The following is an 11,149-nucleotide window of genomic DNA, read 5'->3' on the forward strand; positions in this document are numbered from 1 at the left end:
GGCCTATTCCTTGCGGCTGGCGATGGCGTTGATCGCGGCCACGGTGATCGCCGAACCGCCCAGCCGCCCATCGACCACGCAGCAGGGGACCGGCTGCGCCTCCCACAGGGCGGCCTTGCTTTCGGCGGCGCCGACGAAACCCACCGGGCAGCCGATGATCGCGGCGGGGCGCGGGCAGTCGGGGTCTTCCAGCATGTTCAGCAGGTGAAACAGCGCGGTGGGCGCGTTGCCGATCGCCACCAGAGCGCCTTGCAGCCGGGGCCGCCACAGCTCCAGCGCGGCGGCGGACCGGGTGTTGCCGATCTGCGTGGCCAGGTCCGGCACGCGCGGATCCTGAAGGGTGCAGATCACCTCGTTATCGGCGGGCAGGCGGGGGCGGGTGACGCCTTCGGAGACCATGCGTGCGTCGCACAGGATCGGCGCGCCGGCCTCCAGCGCCGCCCGCGCCGTGGCGACGAAGCTGGGCGAGAACCGGATATGCGGCGCCAGCTCGACCATGCCGGCGGCATGGATCATGCGCACGGCGACCTGTTCCTCGTCCGGGTCAAAGCGGTCCAGGGCGGCCTCGGCGCGGATGGTGGCAAAGGACTGCGCGTAGATCGCCGCGCCGTCGGTTTCGTATTCATAAGGCATCAGCAGGGCTCCGCCAGTTTCAACAGGTCATCATGGGTCAGGCCGCGCCGGTCGGGGGCGTCGCCCGCGCGGCCGTTGCGGATCAGGTCGAACCGCCCGTCGCGGGCGGTCAGGGTCAGGTCGGCGGGCAGGCGCCGGGCGCATCCCTTGGCACAGCCCGACACATGCAGGCTGCCGGTCACGCGGGCGGCAAGTTCCAGCGCCAGCGCGCGGGTTTCGCCCTGCGCCTGCGGGCAAAGCGGCGCGCCGGGGCAGGCGTCCACCGCCAGCCGGCGATCGCCGGGGCGGGTGACGAAATCGGGCAGGTCGGGCATCTGCCCGCCCTCCGCCAGCACCAGCCGCCACGGCGTGACGCGCAGCGCCCGCGCGCCGCTGGCCTGGATCAGCGCCCGCAGCGCATCCGCGCGGACCTGTCCAAAGGGCACGCCCACCAGCGGGCCGATCGCGGTGTCGCCCGGTTCGGGCCGCGCGCCCAGCGGGGCGCTGGCGGCGCCGGTCCAGCCGCCGGGCAGGCCGCGCGCGGCGACAAGGCGGGCCATGCGGCGGGTGTCGGGGCCGTGATGGTCGGCGAACCAGCGGGCGGTTTCGATCACCGCGTCGATCGCGTGTTCCTCGTCCACCGGGCGGCCCGTTTCGGCCCCGTCGGCGCGCAGGATCAGCCCGCCCGCCGCGCCGCGTTCCAGCCGGATATCGGCCGAGGCATCGGCCAGCAGCCGAGCGGAACCGGTGTCGATGGCAAAGCCGAACTTGGCCGGCAGAGGCGGCAGATCGGCCAGCCGCGCCACCAGCGCCTCGGCCAGCCGCGCGGTCAGGTCGCCCGGTTCGGCAAAGGGCGGGGTCAGGATGTTGCGCCGCACCTCGAGCGCGGGGTCGGCGTCCAGCAGGTCCAGCGCGGCCAACGCCTCCAGCAGCGGCGCGTGGGCGGCCTCGGTCACGCCGCGCAGTTGCAGGTTGGCGCGGTTTGTCAGTTCGACGATGCCGTTGCCGTGCCGGGTGGCGGCGTCGCACAGGCCCAGCACCTGTTCCCGCGTCAGCCGCGCCAGGCGCGGGCGCACCCGCACCACCAGCCCGTCGCCCGACATCATCGGCCGATAGGCGCCGGGGCACCATCCCCTGACCAGCGGTTCGCTCATGCCCGTCCCTCCAGTGCCGCGCGGATCGAATTCCGCCGTGTCGTCCACAATCCGGCCTCCATCAAGGCGCGGAATCTCTGTTGCATCGCCTCGAACGCTTGCGGGTTGGCATCGCGCAGGAAGTCGGCCACCGCGTCGTCGCCCAGCGTGGCGTCGTGGTAGAGGTCGAACAGGTGCGGCTCTACCACGCCGGCCAGTTGCGCGAAGGCCGCCATATGATCCAGCGTTGCCGCGATTTCCGCCGCGCCGCGAAAGCCGTGCCGCATCATGCCGGCGATCCAGTCGGGGTTGGCGGCGCGGGCGCGCACCACGCGGGCGATTTCCTCGGCCAGCGACCGGACGCGGGGGCGGTCGGGGTCGGTATTGTCCAGATGCCACAGCCGCGCCGGCCCGCCGCCCGCCTGCGCCTTGGCGGCGGCAAAGCCGGCCTCGTGCCCGGCATAGTCGGCGGCCAGCAGAAGGTCGGTTTCCGGCAAGTCCTGCAAATGCACGAAGGCATCCGCCTGCCGCACCCGGTCGGCGATGCCGTCGCGGTCGCGGGTGGCGGCGTCGCCGTCCACGGCCCAGGCGCTGGCGTCCAGCCACGCGCGCCCGGCGGCGGCGCGGGCGTCCTCGCCCAGCTGCACCGCCGGATCGTCGAGCCCCAGCCCATAGCTGCCCGGCGCCGGCCCATAGACCCGCGCAGCGGCGGGGCGCCCGGCATAGGGGTTCCAGTCGGGCGCCTCGTCGCGGTCGGCCAGCGCCCGCACCGCCTGCGAAAAGAGCGCGGTCAGCGTCGGGAACACGTCGCGAAAGAGGCCCGACACCCGCAGCGTCACGTCGATCCGGGGGCGGTCCAGTTCGGCAATCGGCAGGATCTCGACCCCCGAAATGCGGCCCGCGCCCTTGTCCCACACGGGCCGCGCGCCGATCAGGTGCAGCGCCATGGCGAATTCTTCGCCCGCCGTGCGCATGGTGGCCGATCCCCAAAGATCGACGATCAGCCCGCGCGGCCAGTCGCCCTGATCCTGAAGGTGGCGGCGGATCAGCTCCTCGGCCAGCTTCACCCCCTGCGCATGGGCCGCCCGCGTCGGCACCGCGCGCGGGTCGGTGGTGTATAGGTTGCGCCCGGTGGGCAGCACGTCGCGCCGCCCCCGCCACGGAGAGCCCGACGGCCCCGGCGCGATCCAGCGCCCCGCCAGCGCGTCGGCCAGCGCCCGCCGCTCGGCCGCGGCGGAACCGGACGGGTCGTCGCCATCGGCGCGGCCAAAGACATGCAGCCCGTCGCCGAACTGGCTTTCCTTTACGTCGCAGACGAAACGGTCGATCCGGGTGATCGCCTCGGCCACGCTGGTGGCGCGGTCCAGGCCAAGGTCGTCCTCGACCCCCAGCGCCTGCGCCTCGGCGCGGATGTCCGATTGCAGCCGGTCGCGGCGGCGCGGGTCCAGCCCATCGGCGTTGGAAAACTCGTCCAGCAGCGATTCCAGCCGGGCCAGCCGGTCGGGCGTGCCGCTTTGGCGCAGCGGCGGGGGCACATGGCCCAGCGTCATCGCGCCGATCCGGCGTTTGGCCTGCGCGGCCTCGCCGGGGTCGTTGACGATGAAGGGATAGATGACCGGCAGATCGCCCACCAGCGCTTCGGGCCAGCAGTCAGCCGACAGGGCGACGGATTTCCCCGGCAGCCATTCCAGCGTGCCATGCGCGCCGATATGCACCAGCGCGTCCACCCCCACCGCTCGCCGCAGCCAGAGGTAGAAGGCGACGTAGGCATGGCGCGGCGTGCGCGCGAGATCGTGATAGTCGTCGTCGCGGGATTCGGGCCGCCCGCGTTCGGGTTGCAGTGCGACCAGCGCCTTGCCCAGTTGCACCGCGCGGAACCGGATCTGCCCGTCGCGGCAGGCGGGGTCGGATTCGGGCGGCCCCCAGGCGGCGGTCAGGTCGTCGCGCAAGCCTTGCGGCAGGGTGGCGAGCGCCGCCTTGTAGGCCGCGACCGGCCAGCCGATGCCGTCCCCGGCCAGCGCGGTCTCGAGCGCCGGCGGGTCGGCGGGGATGTCGTAGCCCTGCGCCGCGAGGTCTACCAGCATCGCCCGCGCCGATTGCAGCGCGTCCAGCCCCACCGCATGGGCCATCTGCCAGTCGCGGCCGGGATAGGTGGACAGCACCAGCGCGACGCGTTTATCCGCCGCGCGCGTCCGCGCCAGCCGCACCCAGCCCGCCACCCGGTCGGCGATCGCGGCGATGCGGTCGGGGTCGGGCCGGTGGACGTGGCGGGAAAATTGCAGAGCCTCGTCGCGCGGTTCGGGGTCTTTGAACGAGGCGACCCCGGCCATGATGCGCCCGTCCACCTCGGGCAGGACCACGTGCATCGCCAGGTCGGCGGGCGACAGGCCCCGGTCGGCCTCGGCCCAGGCGGCGCGGGTCGAGGTCGCAAGCGCGACCTGAAACACCGGCACCCCGGCGGCATCGAGCGGCGAGGCCGCCCCGTCGCCGCGCCCGGAAAAGGCGGTGAGGTTGACGATCGCGTCAGGCGCCATGCGCCGCACCTGCCGGGCCAGCCAGCCCGCCGCGCCCGGCGCCTTGAGCGAGGGCGCGAACAGCGCGGCGACGTCGAACCCCCGGTCGCGGAAGGCGTTGAACAGCGCCTCCACCGGGCCGAGGTCGGCGGCAGCCAGATAGGCGCGGTAAAAGGTCAGCAGGATGCGCGGACGGTCGCCGGGGGGCAGGGCGGTCGCCGGGCAGGTCGGCCCGTGTTCGGGCGTCCAGGCCCCCACCTGCGGCAGGGGGCCGGCCCCATCGGACGAGTCGGCTTGCAGGCCGGCGGCGCGGGCCAGTTCGGCCAGCGCGGCGCGGGCGGCCTGCGCCCCGCCGGTATCGCACAGCCGGGTCAGGCGGCGCAGCACCTCCGCCGGCAGGGTCGAAACTTCGTCCAGGCGCGGATCGGGCCGCCCGTCGGCGGGCAGCACGGCCAGCGCGATGCCTTTTTCGCGCGCCAAAGCCTCGACCTGCGACAGCCCGTAGGCCCAGTAAGGCACGCCGCCGATCAGCCGGATCAGGATCGCCCGCGCGCCGAAAAGCGTCTGTTCGGTGTAAACATCCACCGACAACGGATGAGTCAGCGCGGACAGGTTCGCCAGCCGCAGCGAGGGCAGCCGCCCCCGCGCCCCGCCCTGATGCCAGCCCGCCGCGAAAGCGCCCAGGTCGCTGTCGGAAAAGGACAGCACCACCAGATCCGCCGGGCTCTGGCCCAGGTCGGTGGGGGTGGCCGTTTCCTCCAGCCCGTGGCTTTCGCGAAAGACTACATGCATCGCGCCGCGGCCCCTCTCAGCCGGCGGCGACCGGGTCGCCGGTCAGGATCGCGCGGATCGCGTCCGCGTCCACGTCGTCATGTTCGGCGATCACGACCAGCCGGCCCTGCCGCGCCTCGTCCGGGCGCCAGGGGCGGTCGAACTGGTGCCGCACCCGCGCGCCCACCGCCTGCACCAGCAGGCGCATCGGCTTGCCGCGCACGGCGGCATGGCCCTTGACCCGCAGGATGTTCAGCTCGTCCGCCAGCCGTTCGATCCGGGCCACCAGGTCGGACGGATCGTCCTGTTCGGGCAGGTCGATCACCACGCTGTCGAAATCGTCGTGTTCATGGTCGGCCACGCCGTCATGGTGGCTGGGCCGGGCGTGCAGGTCGTCTTCGGCTGCCGCGCCAAGCCCGAGGATCACGCGGGCGTCCACCGCGCCCTCGGCCACCTCGATCACCGGCAGCGGGCGGGGGGCCTCGGCGGCGATTATCTCGCGCGCGCGGGCCACGCCTTCGGGGCCGGCGAGGTCGGGCTTGGTCAGCAGAACGATGTCGGCGCAGGAGATCTGGTCCTCGAACACCTCGGACAGGGGCGTTTCGTGGTCGAGGCTGTCATCGGCGGCGCGTTGGGCGTTCACCGCCGCGACATCGGGCGCGAAGCGGCCCGCCGCGACCGCCTCGGCATCCGCCAGCGCGATCACCCCGTCCACGGTGATGCGCGACCGGATGTCGGGCCAGTCGAACGCCTTGAGCAGGGGTTTGGGCAGGGCCAGCCCGCTGGTTTCGATCAGGATGTGGTCGGGGCGGGGGTCGAGCGCCATCAGCGCCTCGATCGTGGGGATGAAGTCGTCGGCCACGGTGCAGCAGATGCAGCCATTGGCCAGTTCCACGATGTTTTCCGCCGGGCAGTCGGGAATGGCGCAGGATTTCAGGATATCACCGTCCACGCCGACGTCGCCGAATTCGTTGACCACGACCGCGAGCCGCTTGCCCTCGGGGTTCTGCATCAGGTGGCGGATCAGCGTCGTCTTGCCCGAGCCCAGAAAGCCGGTGACCACGGTGACGGGCAGTTTTTCAAGCGTTGCGGCGGTCATTCGGGGATCTCCTGTGGGGGGATGCGGGTAATGCAGTTCTTGCGGAAATGCGGGGGCCGTTCGCGCCAGGGGATCAGCCCGTCGGCGGTTTGTTCGTAACGGGCGGCCACGTCGCGGATCAGTTCGGCGTCGTCGGGGCCGGTGAAATTGCCATAGACATAGGTCCACCGCCCCGGCCCGCCGCGCAGGACGATGGAACAGCCCCGGTCGCAGTTCGACAGGCATTCCACGCCGCGCAATATGACGCGTTCGGGCAGGTCGAGGCCGGCCAGCGCGTCATGCAGGCGCGCGCCGGGTCGGGGGGCGGGGGCATCGGTCGGCAGGCCCGCGCGGCAGGTCGTGCAGACCAGAAGTTCGACGGGCGGCGTGCCGGGAGTGCTGGTCATTGCGTTTTCACCATGTCCCTTTGCGGGGCAAGGTGCGCAGGAGGGGAAGAGTGCGGCCACGAGCTTCCCGCAACCGAGGCACCCCGCCCGGTTAACGCTTCACGCGCGGGCAGGTCTCCCGGCTCACGGTTCCGGTCGGCTTTCGCCGGCCTGCGGACATCCCGCCTTCCCAGCCCGGGGGCCAGTGGCATGTGGGAGCCCTTCACCGTTCACGGTCGCGGGGGCGGCTGCTTTTGCATTCCCTTTTCATCCGCCGAAGCGGAACCAGCGCATACCGCGCAATGGGGGACCAGGCGGCACGTTGTCAAGGCAGGAGTTGCCGTGGACGGCAAAAGCGTCGGGGCGGCGGGCCGGAGGGCGGCAACGGCGCCGCCGACCCGATGAGTCGCGCGCGCGGCGCGGGTGGTGCATGGGTATTTGGGACCAGAAAGAAGCAGCAGGGCGGGGCGGCGGGGTTCTTGAACGGGACGAACGCGGCGCGCGATCGGCGCAGATTTGGGAAAAATCCCCGAAAATGCCGCATGAATGCCAGTTTTCTTCGTAGCGTGGAGTCTGACCGGGCGTTGCCGGCGTGACCCGGAGGCGAACCGGTTCGGGATATCTGTGCCGACTCGATGGTCCGAGTCGGATGTGGAGCGGAGCGACGTCGGCGATGGACATGAACCTGGGCAGCGACTTTGCAGAGAAACTTCGGGCCATGAGCGCCGATTTCGCAGCGACGCTGAGCGACAGGAGGGACCATGCCGAGGCGCTGATGGGGCGGATTGGCGACGGCCGGGACATGGAAGATGCGGTCCGGGAAATCGGGATGCTGGCCCACAAGCTGCGCGGCACCGCGCCTACCTTTGGCTTTGCCGATCTGGGCGCGTGCGCGACGGAGCTGGAATTCAGCGTGCAGCAGGTTCTGGATCCGGAGGCGGCGGTCGATGAGTCGGTCGAGCGGTTCGTCCGGGCCTATCGGGCGCTCATCCGCGAAATCGAAAGGATCGACGCAAGCCGGGGCGGCGGGGCATGAGCGGCGGCCGCCGCCGGCCGGGTGACAGGTCCGGACAGGAAGTTGGAGCAATGAAGATTCTTGTCGTCGACGATGATGTCGTGATCCACAAGATCCTGGAAAAGACGCTTTACCTGTCGAACTTTCAGGACGTGACCTTTGCCGCATCGGCCGAAGAGGCCGCGGGGCTCATCGCCCGCGGGACGGAGCCGTTCGACTGTCTGCTGATCGACATCAACATGCCGGGGGCGAATGGCGACCAGCTGTGCCGGTGGGTGCGGGAACGGCCGGGCTATGCCGGAACCCCGATCGTGATGATCACCGCGCTGGGAGAGAAGAAGGACATCGACCGGGCCTTTGCCGCCGGCGCGTCGGATTACGTCACCAAGCCGCTGAACCTGCCGAACCTCGTCTATCTGATGGAGCAGCTCCGCCTGTCCATGCGCAGGAAGGAGTCGCAGGAGCGCAACCGCGCCAAGGCCGGCGACGCCGCGCCCGACGATGGCGGCGTCGATTTCGCGGCGCCGATGCTGCTTGGGGGGGTTGCCGGTGAAGTCGAACTGGCGGCGATGGAGAAATACCTGATCCGGCTGAGCAAGTCCGGGATCCGGCACGAGGCGGGCTTTGCCTTCGTGCTTAGGGATGCCGCGCGGCTGCATTCGGTCTGCCCGCCGCATATCTTCCGCAGGATCCTGGAGGTCGTCGGCGCGAAGATCGCCGCGGCGCTGGCCGGGCGCAACACGCTGATCGCCCATGCGGGCTATGGCGCCTTTGTCGGGGTCGCCGACGGGCTGGCGGGCGACGAGGACGAACGCGCGGCGATCGAACGCGAGGTCGGGCGCGGGCTGGAGCGGCTCGGGATCCCGACGCCGCAGGGCGCGGTGCTGCGTGTCGTGCCGGTCATGAGTCAGCCGCAGCAGCTGTGCTTTGCCGAAGGCGAACGCGCGGTGGAGGCGCTTTACCGCCATATCGGCGAGGCCGAGGCGCGGGGCTGGTCAACAGCCCTGGCGGTCTGAGGCGAAGCGCGGCACCGCCCGTTTCGGATGCCGGATCGTTCAACCCGTCCGGCAACGCCGGGACGTCGCCCATCGTATCCCCCATCGCCCGGATCGCGGCGCTGGCGCTGCCCCAGGCCGTGCAGAGGGCCGTCCCGAGGTCGCGGTGCCTTTCATGCCTGCAGCTTTCGAGGACGGGAGCGGTGACCTGCGAACGATTTTTCCTCCTGCCGGAACGCGCCTTCCGTGGTTTGCCGGAGCGATTCCCGTCTTTGCTCCCGCGCCAGGAACCCGATGATCCGTTCCGCCGCGAGCCGCCATTGTTCATCGCCCGCCCATTCACCGGATCGGAGTCCGCTGCCGCCCGGTGAAGACACCTCGTGACAGGTCAAAGCCCCGGCAGGGGGGCGACATCGGTCGCGGGATGAGATCGGGATCTGGCGTTGAACCGGCTTCCAGAAAATGCCGCAGGCGCGACGCGCGACGGCTTTGTTGCACAAATCGCGCCGCGGATCGCTCTCGATCTGGTTCGATCCCGATATGGAATGGGTGCCGCCGCCGAGCGGCAGGCGCGGTCGCCGGCAGCATTTCAGCGATGATGCGATCCAGATCTGTCTGACCTTGAAGGTTCTGTTCGAGATGCCGCTTCGGCAGACGACCTGGTTCGTGCAGGGCCTGCTTCAGCTTGTCGGACTGGTCGGTACCGGACTTCGGCACGTTGTGCCGCCGGAAAAAACGCTGAACGTGAGCCTTCCCTATCGCGGCGGAACCGGCCCGCTGAACCCGCTTGTTGACAGCACCGGCATCAAGGCCGAAGGCGAAGGGGAATGGAACGCCCGCAAGCATGGCGGCCCCAAACGGCATATCTGGCGCAAGATACACATGGGGAACGATGAGGAAACGCTGGAGGTTCGGGCCGTCGAGGTGACCGCCAGCAATGCGGGCGACGCTCCCATGCTGCCCGAGTTGCTGAACCAGATCCCGCCCGATCAGGAACTTGGATCAGTGACCGCTGACGGCGCCTGCGACACGCCCAAATGCCATGACGCGATTGCCGCCCGGAATGCCCACCCCGTCATATCCCCGCGCAAGAACGCCAAACCGTGGAAGCCCAGGAGCGCCGGGGCTGTCGCTCGAAACGAGGCGGTGCGTTCATCCCGCTATCTCGGCAAGGCATTGTGGCGACGGTGGAGCGGATACCAACGCCAAAGCCGCGTCGAGAGCAAGACGAACTGCTTCAAGCTTCTCAGCCAATCCCTGATGTCGAGAGACTTCGACCGGCAGGTCGCGGAAATCCAGGTCCGCATCGCCGTATTCAACCGCTGCACCGCGTCAACGATCTGCCGTTGCAGCAGCCGGCCGGCCTCGTCCCTGGGATCGGGCCGGAAGGAGGGAAAGCCGAACCAGCGTTGCAGGGCGCGGTCGGGGTCGTCGTTCTCGCGGCACCATTTGCACCAGGGGGTGTCCCGCAGATGCCGCACGATGGCGGAGGCGTCCCCGAACCGGTGGCGCACCCGGGGTGGCATCACCGAATCCCCGCCCGCGACGGAAATCCACGAAAGCGCGTAGGCCATCGGCCAGCCCAGCCGGGGATCGCCCAGGCGGTCCAGGGTCGGTTCGCCACCAGATGCGGCAGGTCAAACCGGAGGATGTTGTGCCCGATCAGATGCGCAAATTCTTCGGCACGGGATTCGAGCCTTGCCAGCGCGAGCGCCGGATCGCCTTTGCGATGCACGACCACGGCCGCGCCGTCCGACGCGACCCCAGCAAAGGACATCAGGCGCGCGGTCCGGGGTCGATCTCCAGATCGACCGACAGGCAGGCGTTCGGAAAGTCACGGTGGTTTCCTGTCAATCGATCACCCGCGTCGAACAGTTTGCCCCGGCGTTTCACAGCAGTGTTTCCGCGGGCCCGATCCAGGTTCCTGCCTGGCCCGGCCCGATGCCAGATCGAGATCACGCTCCACCGCCTTGAAGGCGTAATACGTCGATGATGCGATCCCCAGAACCCGGCAGATCGGCCCGACACCAAAGACGCCACGACGATCATCGATGAACGCGATCATTTGCGGAACGGGCGGTCGAGCTCCGCCGCCGCGAAATACGCGTTCGCCAGTGGGCTCGAACCAGTGGCGCCTTCACTGGCTCACCCTTCTTCAGGATCTCGTTGGCCTGCCGCAGCTCACGGACCTCGCGCTCCAGTTCCTTGATCCGGGGCTCCGCCCGTTTATCGCCTCAAATGATCCCCCGGATCATTTGTTGCTTTCGGCAATCCGGCTCGAACTCTCTGCACTCGTCAGCCCGGCCCGCTGGCCGGCATCGCGCTCGGCTTGCTGGCACCAGACGCGCAGGCTGTCCGGCGAGCAACCAAGCTTCGGCGCAATTGCACGATACGCTGCCGTATCGGTGGTGTAATCTGCACGGTTCTCTCGGCACAGCCGAACGCCGCGGTCGCGAAGCTCGGCCGGATAGGCGGGGGTGAATCGTCTCTTCGTCATGGGGCTCGTCCTTTGAGTGTCTAATGAGTATCTTACTCTCCGGTAAACCTGGGGCGTGTGTGGATGCCCCCTGTTTTGGCCAGCGTAATCTTCGGTCTTTCGGCGGGGGTCTTCGATCGGACGTGTGTCAGGCCTCTGAGCGTGGCCTT

8 protein-coding genes, 3 pseudogenes, 1 riboswitch and 1 other annotated feature are annotated in these 11,149 nt (G+C 69.9%); of the genes and pseudogenes, 3 read left to right on the plus strand and 8 right to left on the minus strand.

Going from position 1 to position 11,149, the window contains the following annotated elements; all coding sequences use genetic code 11:
* Window positions 1-3: 3 nt before the first annotated feature.
* The 5 genes from C4S70_RS16325 to C4S70_RS16345 are packed head-to-tail and all read right to left on the minus strand — an operon-like array spanning window position 4 to window position 6,514.
* A complete protein-coding gene (locus tag C4S70_RS16325) occupies window positions 4-633 on the minus strand; it encodes a precorrin-8X methylmutase (protein ID WP_104009174.1) in 630 nt (209 codons plus the stop codon).
* Window positions 633-1,766, minus strand: a complete 1,134-nt coding sequence (locus C4S70_RS16330; protein ID WP_104009183.1) for a cobalamin biosynthesis protein CobG — start codon at window positions 1,764-1,766, stop codon at window positions 633-635. Before C4S70_RS16330 ends, C4S70_RS16325 begins: the two co-directional genes overlap by 1 nt.
* Window positions 1,763-5,050, minus strand: coding sequence for a cobaltochelatase subunit CobN (gene cobN / locus C4S70_RS16335; protein WP_104009175.1), 3,288 nt, complete (start codon window positions 5,048-5,050; stop codon window positions 1,763-1,765). Before cobN ends, C4S70_RS16330 begins: the two co-directional genes overlap by 4 nt.
* Before the next feature lie 16 nt (window positions 5,051-5,066).
* Window positions 5,067-6,128 carry a cobalamin biosynthesis protein CobW gene (gene cobW / locus C4S70_RS16340; protein ID WP_104009176.1) on the minus strand — a complete coding sequence of 354 codons (1,062 nt, stop codon included), beginning with the start codon at window positions 6,126-6,128 and terminating at the stop codon, window positions 5,067-5,069.
* The gene (locus tag C4S70_RS16345; protein WP_104009177.1) at window positions 6,125-6,514 is read right to left on the minus strand and encodes a DUF1636 family protein; all 390 of its coding nucleotides are present in this window, start codon (window positions 6,512-6,514) and stop codon (window positions 6,125-6,127) included. The genes cobW and C4S70_RS16345 overlap by 4 nt, the downstream gene beginning before the upstream one ends.
* A 91-nt stretch (window positions 6,515-6,605) precedes the next feature.
* Window positions 6,606-6,798: riboswitch (cobalamin riboswitch) on the minus strand.
* Between the two features lie 374 nt (window positions 6,799-7,172).
* On the opposite strand from C4S70_RS16345, the gene C4S70_RS16350 reads away from it, so the two are divergent.
* The 3 genes and pseudogenes from C4S70_RS16350 to C4S70_RS16360 all read left to right on the plus strand — a co-directional run.
* Complete coding sequence (locus C4S70_RS16350) at window positions 7,173-7,529, plus strand: Hpt domain-containing protein (RefSeq protein ID WP_160114898.1); 357 nt, start codon at window positions 7,173-7,175, stop codon at window positions 7,527-7,529.
* A 50-nt stretch (window positions 7,530-7,579) separates the two neighbouring features.
* Window positions 7,580-8,524 (plus strand): response regulator, encoded by a 945-nt coding sequence (locus C4S70_RS16355; RefSeq protein ID WP_160114899.1) that lies wholly within the window; start codon window positions 7,580-7,582, stop codon window positions 8,522-8,524.
* A 519-nt stretch (window positions 8,525-9,043) separates the two neighbouring features.
* Window positions 9,044-9,769: pseudogene (locus C4S70_RS16360) on the plus strand (IS5 family transposase); the annotation flags it as partial.
* 68 nt (window positions 9,770-9,837) lie between these two features.
* Here C4S70_RS16360 and C4S70_RS19495 read toward each other — a convergent pair.
* From C4S70_RS19495 to C4S70_RS18540, 3 genes and pseudogenes are all read right to left on the minus strand, one after another.
* A pseudogene (locus C4S70_RS19495) lies at window positions 9,838-10,122 on the minus strand (hypothetical protein); the annotation flags it as partial.
* A gap of 302 nt (window positions 10,123-10,424) precedes the next feature.
* Window positions 10,425-10,716: pseudogene (locus C4S70_RS19500) on the minus strand (hypothetical protein); the annotation flags it as partial.
* Window positions 10,494-10,610 (minus strand) — a sequence feature (AL1L pseudoknot). (Overlaps the previous pseudogene by 117 nt.)
* A gap of 38 nt (window positions 10,717-10,754) precedes the next feature.
* Window positions 10,755-11,000 (minus strand): hypothetical protein, encoded by a 246-nt coding sequence (locus C4S70_RS18540; RefSeq protein WP_146064243.1) that lies wholly within the window; start codon window positions 10,998-11,000, stop codon window positions 10,755-10,757.
* Window positions 11,001-11,149: the final 149 nt, after the last annotated feature.

Origin of the sequence: Jhaorihella thermophila (assembly GCF_900108275.1) — a bacterium.
Classification (GTDB): Bacteria; Pseudomonadota; Alphaproteobacteria; order Rhodobacterales; family Rhodobacteraceae; genus Jhaorihella; species Jhaorihella thermophila.